The sequence below is a fragment of the Serpentinimonas sp. SMBJO2 genome, assembly GCF_056341105.1.
Genome location: NZ_CP150628.1, coordinates 1,148,605 through 1,168,150 on the forward strand (window position 1 = coordinate 1,148,605; position 19,546 = coordinate 1,168,150).

The 19,546-nt window shown below is 67.4% G+C and carries 24 protein-coding genes and 1 tRNA gene; 12 read left to right on the top strand and 13 right to left on the bottom strand.

Annotation, left to right across the window (positions count from 1 at the left end):
- Together AAAZ40_RS05250 and AAAZ40_RS05255 are read right to left on the bottom strand one after the other, a co-directional pair.
- On the bottom strand, positions 1–996 hold the full coding sequence (locus tag AAAZ40_RS05250; RefSeq protein WP_476661502.1) for a calcium/sodium antiporter: 996 nt from the start codon (positions 994–996) through the stop codon (positions 1–3).
- A gap of 70 nt (positions 997–1,066) precedes the next feature.
- A tRNA-Leu gene (locus AAAZ40_RS05255) sits at positions 1,067–1,154 on the bottom strand.
- A gap of 102 nt (positions 1,155–1,256) precedes the next feature.
- On the opposite strand from AAAZ40_RS05255, the gene cysM reads away from it, so the two are divergent.
- Together cysM and AAAZ40_RS05265 are read left to right on the top strand one after the other, a co-directional pair.
- Positions 1,257–2,258, top strand: coding sequence for a cysteine synthase CysM (gene cysM, locus AAAZ40_RS05260; protein WP_476661503.1), 1,002 nt, complete (start codon positions 1,257–1,259; stop codon positions 2,256–2,258).
- 66 nt (positions 2,259–2,324) lie between these two features.
- The gene (locus AAAZ40_RS05265) at positions 2,325–2,552 is read left to right on the top strand and encodes a sulfurtransferase TusA family protein (protein WP_476661504.1); all 228 of its coding nucleotides are present in this window, start codon (positions 2,325–2,327) and stop codon (positions 2,550–2,552) included.
- Between the two features lie 46 nt (positions 2,553–2,598).
- Here the strand turns inward: AAAZ40_RS05265 and AAAZ40_RS05270 are convergent, their stop codons facing one another.
- Together AAAZ40_RS05270 and AAAZ40_RS05275 are read right to left on the bottom strand one after the other, a co-directional pair.
- Entirely contained in the window at positions 2,599–3,180 is a 582-nt protein-coding gene (locus AAAZ40_RS05270) for a DsrE family protein (protein ID WP_476661505.1), read from the bottom strand.
- Positions 3,181–3,367: 187 nt separating this feature from the next.
- Positions 3,368–6,628, bottom strand: coding sequence for a valine--tRNA ligase (locus tag AAAZ40_RS05275; RefSeq protein ID WP_476661506.1), 3,261 nt, complete (start codon positions 6,626–6,628; stop codon positions 3,368–3,370).
- A gap of 353 nt (positions 6,629–6,981) precedes the next feature.
- Here AAAZ40_RS05275 and AAAZ40_RS05280 point away from each other — a divergent pair, with 353 nt between their 5' ends.
- From AAAZ40_RS05280 to AAAZ40_RS05325, 10 genes are all read left to right on the top strand, one after another.
- Positions 6,982–7,218, top strand: a complete 237-nt coding sequence (locus tag AAAZ40_RS05280; protein ID WP_476661507.1) for a ribbon-helix-helix domain-containing protein — start codon at positions 6,982–6,984, stop codon at positions 7,216–7,218.
- Positions 7,215–7,613: a PIN domain-containing protein gene (locus AAAZ40_RS05285; protein WP_476661508.1), complete on the top strand. Its 399-nt coding sequence runs from the start codon at positions 7,215–7,217 to the stop codon at positions 7,611–7,613. Before AAAZ40_RS05280 ends, AAAZ40_RS05285 begins: the two co-directional genes overlap by 4 nt.
- A 236-nt stretch (positions 7,614–7,849) precedes the next feature.
- Complete coding sequence (yaaA, locus tag AAAZ40_RS05290) at positions 7,850–8,620, top strand: peroxide stress protein YaaA (RefSeq protein WP_476661509.1); 771 nt, start codon at positions 7,850–7,852, stop codon at positions 8,618–8,620.
- A 78-nt stretch (positions 8,621–8,698) separates the two neighbouring features.
- Positions 8,699–9,388, top strand: a complete 690-nt coding sequence (locus tag AAAZ40_RS05295; protein WP_476661510.1) for a 2OG-Fe(II) oxygenase — start codon at positions 8,699–8,701, stop codon at positions 9,386–9,388.
- The gene (gene queF / locus AAAZ40_RS05300; RefSeq protein ID WP_476661511.1) at positions 9,388–10,368 is read left to right on the top strand and encodes an NADPH-dependent 7-cyano-7-deazaguanine reductase QueF; all 981 of its coding nucleotides are present in this window, start codon (positions 9,388–9,390) and stop codon (positions 10,366–10,368) included. Before AAAZ40_RS05295 ends, queF begins: the two co-directional genes overlap by 1 nt.
- A 63-nt stretch (positions 10,369–10,431) precedes the next feature.
- The gene (locus AAAZ40_RS05305) at positions 10,432–11,136 is read left to right on the top strand and encodes a CoA transferase subunit A (RefSeq protein ID WP_476661512.1); all 705 of its coding nucleotides are present in this window, start codon (positions 10,432–10,434) and stop codon (positions 11,134–11,136) included.
- Between the two features lie 17 nt (positions 11,137–11,153).
- The gene (locus AAAZ40_RS05310) at positions 11,154–11,792 is read left to right on the top strand and encodes a 3-oxoacid CoA-transferase subunit B (protein WP_476661513.1); all 639 of its coding nucleotides are present in this window, start codon (positions 11,154–11,156) and stop codon (positions 11,790–11,792) included.
- Positions 11,793–11,803: 11 nt separating this feature from the next.
- Complete coding sequence (locus AAAZ40_RS05315) at positions 11,804–12,388, top strand: malonic semialdehyde reductase (RefSeq protein WP_476661514.1); 585 nt, start codon at positions 11,804–11,806, stop codon at positions 12,386–12,388.
- A gap of 165 nt (positions 12,389–12,553) precedes the next feature.
- On the top strand, positions 12,554–12,781 hold the full coding sequence (locus AAAZ40_RS05320; RefSeq protein WP_476661515.1) for a sulfurtransferase TusA family protein: 228 nt from the start codon (positions 12,554–12,556) through the stop codon (positions 12,779–12,781).
- 89 nt (positions 12,782–12,870) lie between these two features.
- Positions 12,871–13,974 (top strand): YeeE/YedE family protein, encoded by a 1,104-nt coding sequence (locus tag AAAZ40_RS05325; protein WP_476661516.1) that lies wholly within the window; start codon positions 12,871–12,873, stop codon positions 13,972–13,974.
- Here AAAZ40_RS05325 and AAAZ40_RS05330 read toward each other — a convergent pair whose 3' ends face one another.
- Genes AAAZ40_RS05330 through AAAZ40_RS05370 form a run of 9 tightly spaced genes read right to left on the bottom strand, consistent with a single transcriptional unit; the run spans position 13,975 to position 19,328 of the window.
- Entirely contained in the window at positions 13,975–14,421 is a 447-nt protein-coding gene (locus tag AAAZ40_RS05330; protein ID WP_476661517.1) for a hypothetical protein, read from the bottom strand. It abuts the gene before it with no gap.
- 15 nt (positions 14,422–14,436) lie between these two features.
- Complete coding sequence (locus tag AAAZ40_RS05335) at positions 14,437–14,655, bottom strand: hypothetical protein (RefSeq protein WP_476661518.1); 219 nt, start codon at positions 14,653–14,655, stop codon at positions 14,437–14,439.
- A 7-nt stretch (positions 14,656–14,662) separates the two neighbouring features.
- On the bottom strand, positions 14,663–14,980 hold the full coding sequence (locus AAAZ40_RS05340; RefSeq protein ID WP_476661519.1) for a S24 family peptidase: 318 nt from the start codon (positions 14,978–14,980) through the stop codon (positions 14,663–14,665).
- Positions 14,981–14,997: 17 nt separating this feature from the next.
- A complete protein-coding gene (locus AAAZ40_RS05345) occupies positions 14,998–16,497 on the bottom strand; it encodes a 2Fe-2S iron-sulfur cluster-binding protein (protein WP_476661520.1) in 1,500 nt (499 codons plus the stop codon).
- Positions 16,494–17,447, bottom strand: coding sequence for a TauD/TfdA family dioxygenase (locus AAAZ40_RS05350; protein ID WP_476661521.1), 954 nt, complete (start codon positions 17,445–17,447; stop codon positions 16,494–16,496). Before AAAZ40_RS05350 ends, AAAZ40_RS05345 begins: the two co-directional genes overlap by 4 nt.
- 2 nt (positions 17,448–17,449) lie before the next feature.
- Positions 17,450–18,058 (bottom strand): hypothetical protein, encoded by a 609-nt coding sequence (locus AAAZ40_RS05355; RefSeq protein WP_476661522.1) that lies wholly within the window; start codon positions 18,056–18,058, stop codon positions 17,450–17,452.
- A gap of 12 nt (positions 18,059–18,070) precedes the next feature.
- Positions 18,071–18,400, bottom strand: a complete 330-nt coding sequence (locus tag AAAZ40_RS05360) for a TusE/DsrC/DsvC family sulfur relay protein (protein ID WP_476661523.1) — start codon at positions 18,398–18,400, stop codon at positions 18,071–18,073.
- 36 nt (positions 18,401–18,436) lie between these two features.
- Positions 18,437–19,063 carry a type I-MYXAN CRISPR-associated protein Cas6/Cmx6 gene (gene cas6 / locus AAAZ40_RS05365; RefSeq protein WP_476661524.1) on the bottom strand — a complete coding sequence of 209 codons (627 nt, stop codon included), beginning with the start codon at positions 19,061–19,063 and terminating at the stop codon, positions 18,437–18,439.
- A 37-nt stretch (positions 19,064–19,100) separates the two neighbouring features.
- A complete protein-coding gene (locus AAAZ40_RS05370) occupies positions 19,101–19,328 on the bottom strand; it encodes a DUF6967 family protein (protein WP_476661525.1) in 228 nt (75 codons plus the stop codon).
- Positions 19,329–19,546: the final 218 nt, after the last annotated feature.

Here is a 19,546-nt window from a genome sequence, read left to right on the forward strand (position 1 = left end):
TCAAGCGGCGGCCTGCGCGCCCACGGTGGTGAGCAGCAGATACACCGTGTAGCCCACGAAGCTGAGCACCAGCAAACTGCCGCTGACGCGCGATATGCGCCCGGCCTGGCCGCCGCGTTGGCGCGCCAGCACGAACAGCGCCAGCGTCAGCGCGCCCATCACCAGCATGTCGCGGTACAGAATGGCGGGCTCGGCCACCAGCGGGTGGATCGCGCCCGCCAAGCCGACCACGGCCAGCGTATTGAACAGGTTCGAACCCAGAATGTTGCCAATGGCCAGATCGTGCTCGTTCTTGCGCGCGGCGGCGATGCACGAGGCCAGCTCGGGCAGCGAAGTGCCCACCGCCACCACGGTCAGGCCAATCACCAGCTCGCTCACCCCGAGCGACTGCGCCACCAGCACCGCACCCCAGACCAGCAGGCGCGCGCTGGCAATCAGCAGCACCAGCCCGGCCACCAGCCACAGCCAGGCCAGCCGCACCGAGGCCATGGTGTGCGCGTCCATCTCGGCGGCGGTGTCGTCGGCCAGCGTGTCCTTGCCGCCGCGTAAGCCTTGCCAGATCGACCAGCCCATCACGCCGGCGAAAGTCAGCAGCAGCAGCACCGCATCGAGGCGGCTTACGCTCAAGTCCCACAGCAGCGCCACCGACAGCAGCGTGACGCCGCACAGCAGCGGCAGCTCCTTGCGCAGAATGCCCGACTGCACCACGATCGGGCTGATGAGGGCGGTCAGGCCCAGAATGAGCGCGATGTTGGCGATGTTCGAGCCGTAGGCGTTGCCCAGCGCAATGCCTGGGCTGCCCGCCAGCGCCGACAGCGCCGACACCGACAGCTCCGGTGCCGAGGTGCCAAAGCCGATGATCACCACGCCGATGAGCAGCGGCGGCAGGCTGTAGTGGCGCGCCACCGTGGCCGCGGCGTCGATGAACTTGTCCGCCGCCCAGACCAGCACGGCCAGACCCACGAACACCGACAACAAAGGCAAGAGCAAAGACATGATCGGCTGACCCCAGAGGCGCTGCTGACAAAAGAAAAGGCAACATCGGGTGGGATGCTGCCTCGGGTAGTGGTGCCGGGGGCCGGACTCGAACCGGCACGGTGGGTTACACCGGCAGATTTTGAATCTGCTGCGTCTACCAATTTCGCCACTCCGGCACTGAAGTGAGGCCGGATTATGGCACATTAGAGGCCTTGAGCGGCCTGCGCTGCCCGGCGCACGGTTCGCATTTTGCTGATTGATCGTCCGAATTTGCCACCATGCCACGCGCCCAGCCCCACCCCCCGTCCCTCGACCCTCCCGTCAAGCCCGCCAAGCCTGCCCGGTCATCCAGGAAGGCTGCGGCCGCCGGTGAGCCGCCGGCCTACCCGAGCATCGAGTCCACCGTGGGCCAGACGCCGCTGGTGGCGCTGCAGCGCATCGGGGCCGAGGCCAACCGGGCGCGGGGCAACGTGCTGCTGGCCAAGCTCGAGGGCAACAACCCGGCCGGTTCGGTGAAAGACCGGCCGGCGCTGGCCATGATCCGGCGCGCCGAGGAGCGCGGCGAGATCGCCCCCGGCGACACCCTGATCGAGGCCACTTCGGGCAACACCGGCATCGCGCTGGCCATGGCGGCGGCGATTCGGGGCTTTCGCATGGTGCTGATCATGCCCGAAGACCTGTCGATCGAGCGCGCCCAGACCATGAAGGCCTTTGGCGCCGAGCTCATCCTCACGCCCAAGAGCGGCGGCATGGAGTACGCACGCGACCTGGCCGAAAAAATGCAGCGCGAGGGCAAGGGCCGGGTGCTGGACCAGTTCGCCAACCCCGACAACCCGCGCATCCACTACGAGACCACCGGGCCCGAGCTGTGGCAGCAGACGGCTGGGCGCATCACGCATTTTGTCAGCGCCATGGGCACCACCGGCACCATCACCGGCGTGGGGCGCTACCTGAAGGAGCGCAACCCGGCGGTGCGCATCGTGGGCGCGCAGCCGAGCGAGGGCTCGCGCATTCCGGGCATCCGCAAATGGCCGTCCGAGTATCTGCCCAAAATCTACGACCCGGCGCAGGTCGATGAGCGGGTGTACGTGAGCCAGGCCGACGCCGAGCAGATGTGCCGCCGGCTGGCGGCCGAGGAGGGGATTTTTGGCGGCATATCGGCCGCCGGGGCTTGCTGGGTGGCGCAGCAGATCGCAGCCACGGTGGAGCACGCGACCATCGCCTTTGTGGTCTGCGACCGCGGCGACCGCTACCTGTCCACAGGGGTATTCCCGGCCTGATCGGCCCTTGTCAGCCTGGCGTCCGCCGCGCCGCTAGAATAGCCCGCAAAGGCAACCCGACACACCATGAATGCAGACCGAGAACTCGACGCCCGTGGGCTGAATTGCCCCCTGCCCATCCTCAAGGCCAAAAAAGCCTTGGCCGAAATGAGCAGCGGCCAGACGCTCAGGATCATCGCCACCGACTCCGGTACGGTGCGCGACTTTCAGGCCTTTGCCAAACAGACCGGCAACGAGCTGGTGGAGCAAAGCAACGTCGGGCCCGAATACATCTCGGTGCTGCGGCGGCGCTGAGCTTGCGCCTGGGTTTGGGCAGCGGCACGCGGCCGCTGGGCCGTGCTCATTCGATCTTGAGGTAGGCGAAACCGAGCTCGTTTTGCAGTTGCGCGATGCGCACCACGCCCGAGGGCACCAGTTCCACCCCTGGGTACAGTCTGGCGCGATCGAGGTTGACCTGGGCGCGGGTGATCTCGCACAGCTCGAGCTTGACCCGGTGCACCTGGTTGAGCGCCAGCAGGCGTCCGCGCAGGTTGTCGCGCTGCTGCACCAGCGCGGCGTCGGCGGCAAAGGGGGTGCCGGTGAGCGGGTCATCGGTCAGGAAGCGGATGCCGTGCGAGTTGAAGACGACGCGCACGTCGAAGTCGAGCATCTCGTTGGTGTAGTGCGTGACCATGAAGTTGATGCTGGTGAGCATGGAGCTGAAGCGCCGCGGGTCGGCAAAATCGGCGTGATAGACCACGCGGGCCACCTGCGCGCGCGCGGGTGCCTGCGCCTGTGTCTGCGCTTGCGCCTGCGCCTGCGCCGGAGCCGAACTCAGCGCGGCCGCAGCCAGCACCAGCAGGGTCAGCAAGCCCTTCAGCAGCCAAGCGGGGTATCGGTAGGGTTGCGAGGCGGTGGGCCTGGGGGTGCGTTCGGGGGGCATGGTGTCTCCTGGTTGGGGTTTTGGATGGGCGCGCACAAGACCGGTGGCCTGCAACGGCCACCTTGCCGCACACTGTAGCGCCTGATGCCCAGGCATGGCAATCAGGGCTTATCCGGTGCCCCATGCAGAGCGGTTTGTCTGCCCGGTTCGGGGGACGGTTCGAGCGGTGTCCCCCAAGCTGGCTGGCTTATAGGCCCAAGCGCTGCAGTTGCAGGCGCACTTGGGCCAGGGTGGCGTCAAAGTCGGCCAAGCGTTTGCGCTCTTGCTTGAGCACGGCAGGCGGGGCTTTAGCCACAAAGGCCGGGTTGTCGAGCTTGGCCTGGGCCTTGGCCATTTCGGCTTGCAGGCGCGTCGCTTCCTTGCCCAGGCGCACGCGTTCGGCGCCCACGTCCACTTCTACGTACAGGCACAACCGCAGATCGCCCTGCAGGGCCACCGGGGCGGCGGCAGCAGCGGCGCTCCAGGCGGCTTCGTCGGCAAAGCAGCGCACTTCGCTCAGGCGCGCCAGCGCCTGCAGCTGCGGCGCCATGCGCGTCAGCCATTGGGCTTGGGCGCTGTTGTGGGCGTAGGCGTACAGCGGCAGGCGCTGCGCCGGCGACACGCCAAGCTCGCCACGCAGGTTGCGGCAGGCGTCGATCACGGCCTTGAGCTGCGCCACTTCGGCTTCGGCCAGCGGGTCGATGCGCTCGGGCTGCGCCACCGGAAAGGGCGCGACGCTGATGCTGGCCTGGGGCAGCGGCTGGCCGTTGGCGTCTTGCGGCCAGCGCCCGGCCACGGGGGCCACGGTTTGCCACAGCGCTTCGGTGATGAAGGGGATGATGGGGTGCGCCAGGCGCAGCAGGGTTTCGAGGGTGCGGATCAGGGTGCGGCGGGTGGCGCGCTGCTGCGCCGGGCTGCCCTGTTGCAGCTGCACCTTGGCGAGCTCTAGGTACCAGTCGCAGAACTCGTTCCACACCAGTTCGTACACGGTTTGCGCCACCAGGTCGAGCCGGTAGTCGGCAAAGCCTTGTGCCACTTCGGCCTCGGCGCGCTGCAGGCGCGAGACGATCCAGCGGTCGGCGGCGCTGAAGTCGAGGTAGGGGCTGTCGTTTGCTTCGGTGCCGCCTTGGCTGCCGCTGCTGGCGCAGCTGCTGGGGGGGTGGGCGGCCAGGCCGCAGTCGTGGCCTTCGCAGTGCATGAGCACGAAGCGGGTGGCGTTCCAGAGTTTGTTGCAGAAGTTGCGGTAGCCTTCGCAGCGTTTGCTGTCGAAGTTGATGCTGCGCCCGAGTGCGGCCAGTGCGGCGAAGGTCAGGCGCAGGGCGTCGGCGCCGTAGGCGGGGATGCCGTCGGGGAATTCGCGTTCGGTGGCTTTGCGCACGGCGGGCGCGGTTTCGGGTTTACGCAGGCCGCTGCTGCGTTTGTCGAGCAGGGGCGCGAGTTCGATGCCGTCGATCAGGTCCACGGGGTCGAGCACGTTGCCTTCGCTCTTGCTCATCTTGCGGCCCTGGGCGTCGCGCACCAGGCCGTGGATGTAGACGTGGCGAAAGGGTACGCGCCCGGTGAAGTGGGTCGTCATCATGATCATGCGCGCGACCCAGAAAAAAATGATGTCGTAGCCGGTGACGAGCACGCTGCTGGGTAGGTACAGGTCGTAGTCGCTCAGGCTTGCGCTGTCGTCTGGCGCGGGCGAGGGCGCGGGCGGGCTGGGTGCGTCCGCAGCGATTTTGCGGCCTTCGGACGCATGAGCAAGGGCGTACCCAGCCTGACCGCGCCCGGGGGCGTCGGTACCGCTGGAGCCGTCGGGCCAGCCGGGGGCACTCTTGCTTAGGCGTCCTTCGGCCGCAATGGCGCTGCGAGCGCCCCCGGCCGTCCCGCCGTCTCCGGCTGGGCCGGCGCCGCCCAGCCCCCACCCCAGGGTCGAAAACGGGATCAGGGCGCTGGAGTACCAGGTGTCGAGCACGTCGGGGTCGCGCACCAGGCCGGCGGCGAGCAGGGCGTCGCGCTGGCTGGGGTTGAGGCTGGCGCAGTGGGCTTCGAATTGGGCCTGGGCGGCGGCGGCGTCGCGCGCCACATACACTTGGCCTTCGAGGTCGTACCAGGCCGGGATCTGGTGCCCCCACCACAGCTGGCGGCTGATGCACCAGTCCTGCAGGTTGCCCATCCACTGGTTGTAGGTGTTGACCCAGTTTTCGGGCACGAAGCGCACGGCGCCGCTGGCCACGGCGTCGATGGCTTTTTGGGCGATGCTGCGGCTGTCGGGGGTGGCGTGGGTGTTGGCGCCATCGGCTGCGGGCGTGCGCGGGGCCTGGTTGACGGCCACGAACCATTGGTCGGTGAGCATGGGCTCCACCACTTGGCCGGTGCGGGTGCAGCGCGGCACCATCAGGCGGTGTTTCTTGGTCTCGACCAGCAGCCCGGCGCTTTGCAGGTCGGCCACCACGCGCTGGCGCGCCTCGAAGCGGTCCAGGCCGCGGTAGGGCGCGGGGGCGTGGTCGTTGAGCGTGGCGTCGAGCGCGAGCACGCCGATGATCGGCAACTGGTGCCGCTGCCCGACCGCGTAGTCGTTGGCGTCATGCGCCGGCGTGACCTTGACCACACCGGTGCCAAAGGCGCGATCGACGTAGGCGTCGGCAATGACCGGGATTTCGCGCGCGCACAGGGGCAGGCGCACGTACTGGCCGACCAGATGCGCGTAGCGTTCGTCTTCGGGGTGCACCATCACGGCCACGTCGCCCAGCAGGGTTTCGGGGCGCGTGGTGGCCACCACCAGCTGCCCGGCGCCACTGACCAGCGGGTAGGCGATGTGCCAGAGCCAGCCGTCTTCTTCCTCGCTTTCCACTTCCAGGTCCGACACCGCGCTCTTGAGCACCGGGTCCCAGTTGACCAGCCGCTTGCCGCGGTAGATCAGGCCCTGTTCGTACAGGCGCACGAAGGTTTCGGTGACCACCAGCGACAGGCGCTCGTCCATGGTGAAGTACTCGCGGCTCCAGTCCACGCTGTCGCCCATGCGCCGCATCTGCTGCGTGATGGTCTGGCCGGATTGCGCTTTCCACTGCCACACGTGTTCGATGAAGCGCTGGCGCGATTCGGTTTCGCTGGCGCCGAGCTGGTGCCGGTTGCGCCCCTGGGCCTGCAGCTGGCGCTCGACCACGATCTGGGTGGCGATGCCGGCGTGGTCGGTGCCCGGCAGCCAGAGCGTGTTGTGGCCCAGCATGCGGTGGTAGCGCGTCAGGCTGTCCATCACGGTCTGGTTGAAGGCGTGCCCCATGTGCAAGGTGCCGGTCACGTTGGGCGGTGGCAGCTGGATGGCAAAGGCGGGCACGCCGGCCTGCGCCTGTCCGGTGCCGCGCACGCCCGCGCGCCCCAGGCCGCGCCGCTCCCATTCGGGGCCCCAGCGCGCCTCGAGTTCGGCCGGTTGGAACGATTTGGGCAGGCTGTGCAGGCCCGGCTGGGCTGGGGTGTCAGGCATGGTGGGCAAGGTGCGGGCTGGGGAAAGAAATCGCGGGCTGCGCTGGGGCAGGGCGGCGGTTGATTTTATCGGGCTGGCGCTGGCCTGGCTGGCGCTGGCCTGGCTGGGGTGCCTCCTGGCTGGGGTGCCTGGCTGGGGTGCCTGGCTGGAGCCGCCGGGCCGGGCGGGGGCGATCTTGCTTAGGCGTCCTGCGGCCGCAATGGCGCTGCGATCGCCCCCGCCCGGCCCGGCGGCCCCAGCCAGGCCAGCAGCCCCAGCCCGCCTGCTGCTGCTGTTGGGGGTAGGTCAATTGACCCTTGTGTGATATAACATACCAAAGTGTTATACTGGACGCCCAGCGTACGGAGATCGCCATGCACTTCAACATCTATCTCGACGACAGCACCGGGCAGCAGCTCAACGCCATGGCCCAGCAGGTGGGGCAGAGCCGCAATGCGCTGATCCGTGCTGCGGTGCGCGAGTGGCTGGCGCAGCAATCCCAGCCCCAGTGGCCCCAGGCCGTGGCCTGCTTTCAGGGTATCGCCGATGTGCCGCCGTTTGAAGCCAGTCGCGAGCGGCTCAAGGCACCTGCTGACGACCCGCTGGCATGAAGTACCTGCTCGACACTTGCACGGTTTCGGATTTTGTCAAGGGCCAAGCGGGCGTGATGGCCCGCCTGAAGGCGACCTCACCGAAGCTGATCGTGGTCTCGGCGCTCACGCGCATGGAAATCGATTACGGGTTGGCGCTCAACAGCGAGCGCGCCCGCAAGCTGGCGCCGGTGCTCGATGCCTTGTTCTCGGTCGTGGGCACCGTGCCCTTCAACGAGGCCGATGCGCAGGCCACGGCGGCCATTCGCGCAGCCCTCAAGTTGCAAGGCCAACCCATCGGCGCCTACGATGCGCTGATTGCCGGCACCGGCGTGGCACGCGGCCTGATCCTGGTGACCTCTAATGTGGGTGAGTTCAACCGGGTCAGCGGCTTGCAGGTCGAGAACTGGCGCTAGCGGCGCACGGGCTGGGGCCGCTGGCCCGGCGCCCCCAGCCAGGCCGAGCGGGGGCTGCGGGTTGGGGCCACCGGACTGGGAGGGGGCGATCGCAGCGCCATTGCGGCCGCAGGACGCCTAAGCAAGAACGCCCCCGCCTGGCCCGGCGGCCCCAGCCCGCCCACCGCCCTGCGCTGCCCCGATAATTGCAGCCAGAGCCCCACCGCCCCCACCGCAGACCAGAGGACCCGTCACCGATGTTGTTTTTGTTGTCGCCCGCCAAAGCGCTCGATTTCGAGACCCCGGCGCATAGCGCCAGCCACAGCCAACCCCAGTTTGTGGCGCAGGCGGCCGAACTGGTGGCGCAGCTGCGCACCCTGGCCCCGCACGAACTGGCCGCGCTCATGGGCCTGAGCGACAAGCTGGCGGCGCTCAATGCGGCGCGCTTTCAGGCTTGGCAGCCGGTTTTTACGCCCGCCAACGCCAAGCAGGCGCTGCTGGCTTTTGACGGCGACGTGTACGACGGCTTGCAGGCGCGCACTTTGAGCGAAGCCGACCTGCAGTGGGCGCAGCAGCACCTGTGCATCCTGAGCGGCCTGTACGGCGTGCTGCGTCCGCTCGATCTGATGCAGCCCTACCGGCTCGAGATGGGCACCCGGCTGGCCACCGCCCGGGGCAAGAACCTGGTGCAGTACTGGGGCCGCCAGATCAGCGACTACCTGAATCAGCGCGCCAGCACCGACCCGGTGCCGCTGGTCGTCAACCTGGCCAGCGAGGAATACTTCAAGGCCGTGGATGCGTCGGCCCTGCAGCCGCGGGTGCTGCACTGCGTGTTTGAGCAACTGCACGGCGGGCGCTACCGAGTCATGGGTTTTGCCGCCAAGCGCGCGCGCGGCCTGATGATGCGCCACGCCATCGACTGCCGCGCCATCAGCCTCGAGCAGCTCAAGGCCTTTGACGCCGAAGGCTACCGCTACGTGGCCAGCGAATCAGGGCCCGACCGGCTGGTGTTCCGCTTGTCGGCCTGAACGCCGCTGCCACAGCCGCCGCCTGCCGCCAGCCAGTCTTGCCCCAGCCCTTGCAACCCCGCTGCCCTGTCCACAGCCATGCCCCCCACCGACCCACCAGCCCCCGCGCCCTTGGCCCTGCCGCAGCCCGACTGGGGCGCGGCGCAGCGCTGCCTGGATTGCGGCGATCTGTCGGTGGAGCTGCGGCTGCGCTTGCAGCAGCCACCGCTGGCGCTGTTCGATGGGCTGCTCACGCCGGCCGAGTGCGCGCAGCTGATCGAGGCCGCGCGGCCGCGGCTCAAGCGCTCGCTCACCGTGCAGACGCGCAGCGGGGGCAGCGAAATCAACCCCGACCGCACCAGCAGCGGCATGTTTTTTGGGCGCGCCGAAACCGAACTGGTGCGGCGCCTGGAAGCGCGCATCGCCCGTCTGCTGCGCTGGCCCGTAGACAAGGGCGAGGGCTTGCAGGTGCTGCACTACCCCGAGGGCGGCGAGTACAAGCCGCATTACGACTACTTCGACCCAGACGAGCCCGGCACCCCCGCGCTGACGCGGCGCGGCGGCCAGCGCCTGGCCACGGTGCTGATTTACCTCAACCAGGTGCCGCGCGGCGGAGCCACCACCTTCCCCGATTTGGGGCTCGAGGTGCTGCCGCACTGCGGCCAGGCGCTGTATTTTGCCTACGAACGCCCGCACCCCAGCACGCGCACCCTGCACGGCAGCGCGCCGGTGTGGGAGGGCGAAAAGTGGGTGGCCACCAAATGGCTGCGCGAACACCACTTTGTCTGATGCCCCCCTCCAGCCCCTCCAGCCCCATCCCGCCGATGTCGTCCACCTGCCCACCGCCCGCTCAGCCCCTGCCGCCCGGCAACCCCGTGCCCCCCGCTGGCGCCCAGCCCCTGCCGCCCGGCAACCCCGTGCCCCCCGCTGGCGCCCAGCCCCTGCTGCTCGGCCAGCCCACCGCGTACCCCGAGCGCTACGACCCAACGCTGCTGTGCCCGCTGCCGCGTGCGCCCAAGCGCGCCGAGCTGGGGCTGGGCCACCCCTTGCCCTTTCTGGGGGCCGATCTGTGGACGGCTTACGAGCTCAGCTGGCTCAATGCGCGCGGCAAGCCGCAACTGGCGATCGTGCATTTCACCGTGCCTTGCGAAACGCCGCAGATGCTCGAGAGCAAGTCGTTCAAGCTCTACCTCAACAGCTACCACCAGAGCGTGTTCGAGAGCGCCGAAGCGGTGCAGCAGCGCCTGCGCCACGATCTGACCGAGGCGCTGTGGCGCGGCAGCGAGCGCAGCGGCGGCGTGGGGGTGCGGCTGCTGCGCCCGGCGCAGTTTGGCCAGGAGCGCTTGCAGGCGCTCGAGGGCCTGAGCCTGGATCGGCTGGACAAGGCGTGCAGCGACTACGAGCCCGCCCCGCAGCACCTGCAAGCCGACCCCAGCCAGGCCGTGGTGCAAGAGGTGCTGACGAGCGACCTGCTCAAGAGCAACTGCCCCGTGACTGGCCAGCCGGACTGGGCCAGCGTGCAAATCGCCTACAGCGGGGCGCCGATCGATCAAGCTGGTCTGCTGCGCTACCTGGTCAGCTTCAGGCGGCACAGCGGCTTTCACGAGCACTGCGTGGAGCGCATCTACCTCGACCTCTGGCAGCGCTGCCGCCCGCTCAAGCTCAGCGTCTATGCGCGCTACACGCGCCGCGGCGGGCTCGACATCAACCCCTGGCGCTGCAGCCACCCGCAGCAGCCGCCCGAGCCGGTGCGCACGGCACGTCAGTAGGGCGGGGTAGGGTGGGGCGCCGCGCCCGTACAATGCAAACCCATCAACTACACAGGAGCGTGCATGAACAAGGTCTATCCCAGTGCGGCGGCGGCGCTGCAGGGTGTGGTGGCCGATGGGCAACTGATTGCGGTGGGCGGCTTTGGCCTGTGCGGCATCCCCGAGGCACTGATCGACGCGCTGCGCGACAGCGGCGTGCGCGACCTGACGGTGATTTCCAACAACGCTGGGGTCGATGGCTTTGGTTTGGGCAAGCTGCTCGAGACGCGCCAGATCCGCAAGATGATCTCGTCTTACGTGGGCGAAAACAAAGAGTTCGAGCGCCAGTACCTGGCCGGCGAGCTCGAGCTCGAGTTCACGCCGCAGGGCACCTTGGCCGAAAAACTGCGCGCCGGCGGCGCCGGCATCCCGGCGTTTTTCACCAGAACCGGCGTCGGCACCATGGTGGCCGAGGGCAAGGAGCTGCGCGACTTCGACGGCTCCACCTACGTCATGGAGCGCGCCCTGCGGCCCGACGTGGCGCTGGTCAAGGCCGACGTGGCCGACCTGTCGGGCAACCTGCGCTTTCACCTCACGGCGCGCAACTTCAACCCGGCTGCGGCCATGGCCGGCAAGCTGTGCATCGTCGAAGTCGAGCGCATCGTCGCCACCGGCGACATCGCCCCCGACGACGTGCACCTGCCCGGCATCTACGTGCACCGCATCGTGCACAACCCGACGCCCGAAAAGCGCATCGAAAAGCGCACCACGCGCGACCGCAAAGTTTGAGCAAGGAGCCAAGAATCATGCCCTGGACCCAAGACCAGATGGCCGCTCGTGCGGCGCAAGAATTGCAGGACGGCTTTTACGTCAACCTCGGCATCGGCATCCCGACGCTGGTGGCGAATCACGTGCCCGACCACATGGAAGTCTGGCTGCAGAGCGAAAACGGCATGCTCGGCATCGGCCCCTTCCCCTACGAAGACGAAGTCGATGCCGACCTGATCAACGCCGGCAAGCAGACCGTGACCACGATCAAGGGCTCGTCGATCTTTGGCAGCCACGAAAGCTTTGCCATGATCCGTGGCGGCAAGATCAACCTCTCGATCCTGGGCGCGATGCAGGTCACCGGCAGCGGCGACCTGGCCAACTGGATGATTCCGGGCAAGATGGTCAAGGGCATGGGCGGCGCCATGGATCTGGTGGCCGGCGTGCCGCGTGTGGTCGTGCTGATGGAGCATGTGGCGCGCAAAAAAGACGGCAGCACCGACCTGAAGATCATCCCGCAATGCACCCTGCCGCTCACTGGCAAGGGGGTGGTGAACCGCATCATCACCGACCTGGGGGTGATGGACGTGACCCCCGAGGGCCTCAGGCTGGTGGAGCTGGCGCCCGAGGTGACGCGCGACGAAATCCAGAGCAAGACCGGCGTGCCGCTGCTCTGAAAGGTGACGCCATGAAGCTCGACCACGCCACCTTCGACCAACTCTTTCGCAACGCCCGCAGCCACAACGGCTGGCTGGACCGGCCCGTCCCCGATGCCCTGCTGACCGAATTGCATGAGCTGATGAAATGGGGCCCGACCAGCGCCAACTGCTGGCCCTTGCGCGTGGTCTACGTCAAGTCGGCGTCGGCGAAAGCGCGCCTCATCCCCGCCCTCATGGAGGGCAACCGCGCCAAGGTGCAGGCCGCGCCGGTCACCGCCCTCCTGGGCATGGACATGAACTTTCCCGACTCGCTGCCGCAACGCTTCCCGCATGTGGACGCAAAATCGTGGTTCGCCGGCAATGCCGAGCTGACCCGTGCCACCGCCTTTCGCAACAGCAGCCTGCAGGGCGCCTATCTGATGCTCGCCGCACGCGGCCTCGGCCTCGACTGCGGGCCGATGTCTGGCTTCGACGCCGCGCAGGTGAATGCTGCATTCTTCGCCGGCACCTCGATCGAGGTCAACTTCATCTGCAGCCTGGGTTATGGCGACGCCAGCCAACTCTACCCGCGCAGCCCGCGGCCGGACTTCGCCGAGGTCTGCCAGATCGTCTGAGGCCGGTGCCGGCCATGCCGCAGGTTCTGGGGAGCGCTGCCGGTGCGCCGCATCACCCAGATGGGTTAGTCATCCTCATCCAATGCGGTGATAGGCGCACCAGAGGGCCTCATGCAGAATCACGGCCGTTGCGGCATGAAAGCCGCTATAACCCAGGAGACACAAATGGAATTCAACAAAGAATTTGACGCTTCCGGCTTGGCCTGCCCGATGCCCATCGTAAAAACCAAAAAAGCATTGGCCGACATGGCCAGCGGCCAGATCCTGCGCGTGATCGCGACCGACCCGGGTGCGGTATGCGACATGGCCGCCTTCGCCGAGCAGACCGGCCATACCCTGCTCGAGCACAGCACCGAGAACGGCAAGTTCGTGTTCTTCCTGAAAAAAGCCTGAATTCCCTGAGCGGAATCCATCGGGTCGGGCGCTGCAATGAAAGATTTCGATATGCGGTGCGTTTTCTGTGCTGAAATGGAGCGATGCATATGACCGAAGGAATCAATCCGGCCACGTTGGTGGTGGTGGGCGCTTTTCTGCTGGCCTTCATCTTTGGTGCCGTTGCCAACAAGACCAACTTTTGCACCATGGGTGCAATCTCCGACGTGGTCAACATGGAGCACTGGGGGCGCATGCGCATGTGGCTGCTGACCATCGCGGTGGCGATCCTCGGGGCCAACCTGCTCCACTTCTTCGAGCTGATCAACCTGTCGGATACGATCTACCAACGGCCGGTGCTGCCTTGGCTGTCGCTGCTGCTGGGCGGTGTCATGTTCGGCGTGGGCATGACCATCGCCTCGGGCTGCGTCAACAAAAACCTGGTGCGCGTGGGCGGCGGCAGCATGCGTTCGGTGGTGGTGCTGATTGTCGTGGCGATTTCGGCCTACATGACGCTCAGGGGCCTGTTTGGTCAGTGGCGCACCAGCTACCTGGACCCGGTAGCGATCGACCTGTCGCAGTGGGGCTTGAGCGATCAGAGTCTGCCGCATCTGCTGTCCGCGCTGACCGGCCTGCCGGAACCGACGGCGCTGCTGATCACCATGACCGTGATCGTCCTGGCCTTGCTGGCCTTTGTGTTCAAGGACAAACGTTTCCGCAGCAATCTGTCGCACATCATCGGTGGGCTGGTGCTGGGTCTGTTGGTGGTGGCGGCGTGGTTCCTGACCGGCAATATCGGCCACGGTGAAGACCCGGATACGCTCGAAACGGTGTACTTCGCGACCAATACCCGCACCCTGGAGTCGATGAGCTTTGTCGCACCGGTGGCTTTCAGCCTGAACATGCTGTTGCATTGGACCGACCAGTCGCTGGTCATGACCTTCGGCATTGCGACTGCGATTGGCGTGGTGCTCGGTTCGTTTGTCTACGCCATCAGCACCAAGCAGTTTCGCTGGGAAGGCTTTGCCTCGGTGGAGGACTTGCGCACCCAGCTCCTCGGGGGGGTGCTGATGGGCTTTGGCGGCGTGCTCGCAATCGGCTGCACCGTCGGGCAAGGCGTGTCGGGCGTGTCCACGCTGGCAGTCGGCTCCTTCATGGCGCTGGCCGGCATCATCGTCGGTGCCGCAGCCACCATGAAGTGGCAGCAACGCTGATTACGGTTCTGGTTTTTCGGCGCGTCGGCGCGGCTTCCAGGCCACGATTTGCGCGACGATGCGCCCCCAGGGCAGGTGCACCAGACTGCCCTCGTGTTCCTCTTGGGCTTGCACCACCATGCGGTGCACATCGGCTTGCGGCGCACCCAGCACCTGCTGCAAACCCTGCAAACCGCCACAGTGCAGGCGCATGACGGTGCCGTGGGTGAGCGGCACACCGGGGTACAGTTTCAGCGGGAAGGTGGCCCGCTCCACGAACAGGCGCTCCAGCGTTTCGCAGTTCAGGTGCGCCGGCGCTGAGCAGCAGGCCAGCACCTCGCGCTCGGCGACGCAGTGACGCTCAGCCAGTTCGCACACCGCCTGACGCGCCAGCAAGGCCGCCCTGAACACGCAGGGCAAGCGCTGGGCTTCGGCCACGGTGCGGCGGTACGCAGCCTCATCGACCATGCCCAGCCCCAGGGGTTATTCTTCGCCCGGGTGGCCGGGCTCGCGCACCTGGCACAGCAGTTCTTCGGCCTGCAAGGCGTTCTCGGCGAAGATCACTTTCACTTTGTCGGGGCTGTTGGGCGGCAGCGCGGCGCGCAGCGCCTTGGCTTGGGCAGAAGCCGCGCCAAAGGCGCCATGCTCTTCCAAGGGTTCGAGCAGACCGAAGGGTTTGATGCGGTAGATGTAGTAGGGCATGGGTTCCTCAGACGTAGCGTTTGCTGGCACGGCGCCGCCCGGGCAGCGCCTTCTGGATGACGACGCCGCGCACCAGCGACAGATCGGGCAGCGAATGGTCGGGGAAGGCCGGGTTGAGCGCGTGCAGCATCCAGCCGTTGGCCTGCTGGCAGAGCTGGCGGAAGATCCATTCGCCTTCGTGCTGGGCCAGCACGAAGCTGCCGTCGCGCAACTGGCCATCGGGCTCGATGAGGATGATCTCGCCCTCCAGGAACTCGGGCTCCATGCTGGTGCCGAGCACGCGCAGGGCGAAGGTCTCGTTGCCGCTGCAGGCTGAGGCGGGCATTGCATCGAGCTGTAGCGTCATGCCAACTCCCCGACCGGAACGGCCAGCACCAGGCTGTGGATCTGCGCCGCCGGCACGCCCGCCGCACGCAACTCGGCGTCGAGCGCTTGCACGAACAGCGCCGGGCCTGCGAGGTAGAAGTCGCAGTTGATCTCGAACAGATCGGCACGCATGGCGCGCGCCAGTTGCAGCGCACCAAAAGCCACGTCGGGCTCGGCCAGCAGCTCGTATTCGAACAGGTCCAGCGCTTGCGACCAGGCGCGGCACTGGTTGGCCAGGAAGTGACCGTCGGGCCGCGTGGCGAGCCAGAAGAGCGAGAGCGAGGGCGCGCTGTCCAGCGCCAAGGCGTGCTCGATCAGGCTCTTGACTGGCGCAAAGCCGGTGTCGCAGGCGGCGAAAACCAGCGGCCTCGTGCTCTCGGCCAGCACGAAATCGCCCACCGGCCCCCATACCGTGACGCTGTCGCCCGGCTGGATGCGGTCCGCAAAGAGCTGGTCCGACAGGGAATCGAGCGGGTGGTGTTCGATGAAGAACAGCAGGTTGCGGTCGTCGCACGGGCAACTGGCGATGGGGTACTGGGCGTGCACGTCGCTGCCGTCTGGGCGGTGCAGGCCCAGCGTGACCGACTGACCGGCCAGAAAGCGCAGGCGGTGGCTGCGCGGCGTCTGCAGGTGCAACTGGCGCGTGCCCGGCGCGAGCTGGGTGACGGCGCGCACCGTGGTCACGATCTGCTGCTGCGGGATGTCCTGCGGGCCGCTGGCCTCCAGCAGCTCCAGCGTCAGTTCGCTGCTGGCGGCGGTGTGGGCGCAGGCCAGCGTGTAGCCCTGGGCGCGTTCGGCCTCGGACAGCGGGTAGTCAAAGGCTTGGGTGCGCACGACCTGGCCGGAAATCACGCGCACCTTGCACATGCCGCAGGTGCCGTTGCCGCAACCGTAGTTGAGCTTGAGCCCGGCGAGCAGGCCGGCCTGCAGGAGGGTGGCGTGTCCCTCGACAACGAACTGGTGGCCGCTGGGGCGCACCGTGACCTGGGCTGTCATGACTTTGAGCATGTCGTCCATCACCGTGAGCAGGTCGGCCTGTTCGGTCGCAAGGGCCTGCGCCAGACCGTGGTCGACAAAATCCTGCAGTTCAGACAGCGCCAGCGGCGTGGCGCCGCTCTCTTGCAGGGCATGGATGCGCGTCTGCAGCGCAAGCACCAGGGCGTGGTAGCGCTGCAGCAGGCGCCGCACATCGGCCAGCTCCTGCGTCTGGTGAAACAGCCGCTGTGCCAGCACCTCTTGACTGGGAAGTAGCCGCTCGCGCAAGCGCTTGCCGAAAGCCTCGTCGCGGATGTGGGTCACGCGCTCCAGCATACCGGTCTCTTCGAGCTGCACGTCGGGATACAGCCGCAGCAGCTCGTCGCTGGACACCAGGCCCTCGGTCAGCACCAGCGCACCCGAGCGCACCTGCTGCTGCAGCGCACCGCGCGACACGCCCACGATCTGGGCGGCGCGCCAGAGGGTCAGCCAGTGGCTCACGATTGCAGCTCCGGCACGGCCAGCAGCGGCGCGCGCCGATCGGCCGGGGGCGGCGCAGCGACGCGGTCCAGGTAACGCGCGCGGTACAGCAGGCGCGGGCGCAGCGGGTCGTCGCTGAAGGCGCTGCGCTCGTGCGGCACGTTGTTGCAGACCAGGCCCATGCCCGGTTGCAGCAGCAGGCGAAAGATCCAGGGCGCAGTGCTGGACAGCAGTTGCTCGAGAAAGGCGACCGCCGCGCGCGTGTCGGGGTCGTCTTTCCAGGCGATGCTGCGCGTGCGCGCGGTGTAACGCATGTGCAGCACGTGGCCTGCGTCACGGTCCGGCAAGACGCTGAACACCGGGCCGCTCTGGGCCGGGCGGGCCACGCCCTGCTCGTCGGTCCGTTCGGGTATCGTCATGGCGTCGGGCGCCATGAGCGCACGCACCCACGCCGGGTTGGCGTCGCGCAGCGCAATGTAGAGGCGGTGATGATCCACCAGCCCGCTGACACCGCCCTCACGCGCCGCGCGCACGCAGTGCAGCAACATGCCTTCGATGCGGCGCGACTGCGGGTGGTAGTAGCCGTCGGTGTGCCAGCGGATCGGTTTGTCGGTGTAGGGGATGAAGTCGGCGCGGGCGCCCAGCTGCTGCGCCGACACCGCGATCGGCGAGATGCCGTCTTCGTCGGCCAGCCAGTTGGCATCGAGCCGGTGCAGGCCCAACTGCGCGCCGAGCAAGCGCGGCAGCGCCTTGTCTTCGCACGCAATTGGGCTGCGGTAGACCACCATGTTGGCGCGCGCGCAGGTGCGCAGCAGCGCCGTGCGCTCGTCTGGGCTCAGGCAACGTGGGTCGGCCACATCGACGATCAGGTCTTCTGGGCGCTGCGGCATCGTCGCCAGCCGGGCCGCGCGCCACTGCGCGTAGGCCTGCGGCTGGTCGAGGTCGAATGGGTTGGGTGCCGTGCCTGACATGGTCAATCTCCGCTCATGGAGGCACGCCTCTTGGGCCGTGGCTCGGTGGACAGGGCGCCTTGCATGCCGCGGCGCACCAGCTCCAAGGCCTCGGGCACTTCATAGGCCATCATTTGGTCTATGACCCAGTAGCGGTCCTTGGCCGGCATCACGCCCTCGATGCGGCTGCCCAGGTAGCGCACGAAGGCAAAGTCCGGCCCGTCGGGGCCGTGGCCGAAGTCGGCGTAGGCCGCGCCAAGCTCGTTGAAGAAAGCGATGAACTGGTTGCGCCAACTGTCGGTGTCGGCGGGCGGCGGCCCCAGCCATTCCTGCTCGCTCTCTTCCAGGATTTCGGCCACGCGGCGCACCAGGGCAGCGGTGAACTCTGCGCGTTGTTCGGCGTCCATGCGCTCGAACGCCATGCGGTCCACCACTTGGCACAAGAAGCCGAGAACTTCGCGCATGAAAGCGAAATACTGCGGGCCGACCTCGATGTCGAAGCGGGCCTGGCGCATCTGCTTGACCATGTTCTGCGTCGCGCGCCAGACGATGAAGGCGACGACGCTCGCCGTCTCCTTGGCGGACTTCGGGCGCCCGCTGTCAAACCACTGGTTCTTGATGCGCAGGGCCATGGTGCTGGGGGCTCAGTACCCGCCCTTGCCCAAGGGCTGGGGCAGCCCGGCCACTTTCGCCGCCTGCTTGGCGGGCCCGAGCGGGAACAGGTCGTACAGGTACTTGCTGTCCACGCCCTCGCGGATCTCGCCGTAGCCCTTGAGCATGTTGCGGAAATTGGGCGTGTGGCCGTGCTCACGGTACTGATCGCGCATGTAGTTGACGACGGCCCAGTGTTCGTCTGTCAGCACGATGCCCTCGGCCGCCGCGATCACCTCCACGGCTTGGGCGCTGTAGTCGGGTTCGAGCAGATAGCCTTCGGCATCGGTTTCAAGTTCAACGCCATTGATGAGGTAGCCCATCCTTGAGTCTCCGTGTGAGGGGGTTGGTGAAAAAAACTAAGCGCCGACCGCAGCGACCGACCGGTGCGGAACGAAGATGCCGCAACCCAGCAAGCGGTGCCCGCCGAGGCCGCGCTCCTGCAGGCGCAGCGAATCGACCCTGCTGAGATCATGCAGCATCAGGCTGAAGGTGGTCTGGGTGCCCGCAGGCCAGTCGCGCTGCTGGCGTTTGCCACAGATCGGCTGCGAGCGCACGGCCAGGGCCTCCAGTGCGCCGTTCATGGCCTGCATGAAGGCGATTTCGTCGTCGCACTCGGCGGCCACCGCGTAGGCGTACAGGGTGTGGTGGGGCAGCAGTTCGCGCAGGTGTGGTTGGCCCAGGGTCAGCGTCTGCGCGCCGATCTGCAGGGCGCGTCCGGCCAGTTTGGCGGCGACATCGAAACGCTGGCGCGGCAAGCGCAGCAGCAGGCGCGTGCGCTGCGACAGCAGGGCTTGGGCACCGGTGCCGTGCACCAGCTTGAGCGGGTGGATGCCGGCCAGCGGTTCTTCGGCCAGCCAGGGCAACTCGCGCTCGAGCGCGAGGCGCAGGGCCGGCGCGGCATCGCGCGGCAGGCTGTGGCCTTCCAGCGGATAGACCAGGTCCACCAGGGTGGACGGCAGCGGCTCATCGAGGCTCGTGTTCATGCTGTGGCAACGCCGGGCAGATGGCTGTGGTGTGGTTTCATGACGACTCCTTGCGCTCGGCCTGCTCTTGCGCCCAACGCAGCAGCGACCGGCCCCAGTGTTCGGCGGTCTGGGGGTCGATGTCGAAGATCGTGAAGCGGCTGCCTTCTCGGATGCGCGTGCGCAGCAGGCTCATGCCACCACCGTCGTGGTCCAACTGTTGCAGCTCGACTTCCTGCCCACCGAGGGGAACCCGGAATCGGTCTAGCGGGGTGATCTGGCTCATGTCTCCGTCACTCTTAGGTTGGCGCCCATGGGCAAGCCTTGTTTGTGTACCATATTAAATCGGTTCCGGTTTCGTCGGTCTATAGCCGGGACAGGTGGGGTTCCATAACCCATCTGGGTAGCACACTCTAGCCAACGCGGGGGATAGCATGACGTCCACTGCGCCTCGCAAAATACGCAGCAAGCAAAGACGGGCACGCTGAGTCTGTTCGATGCCAA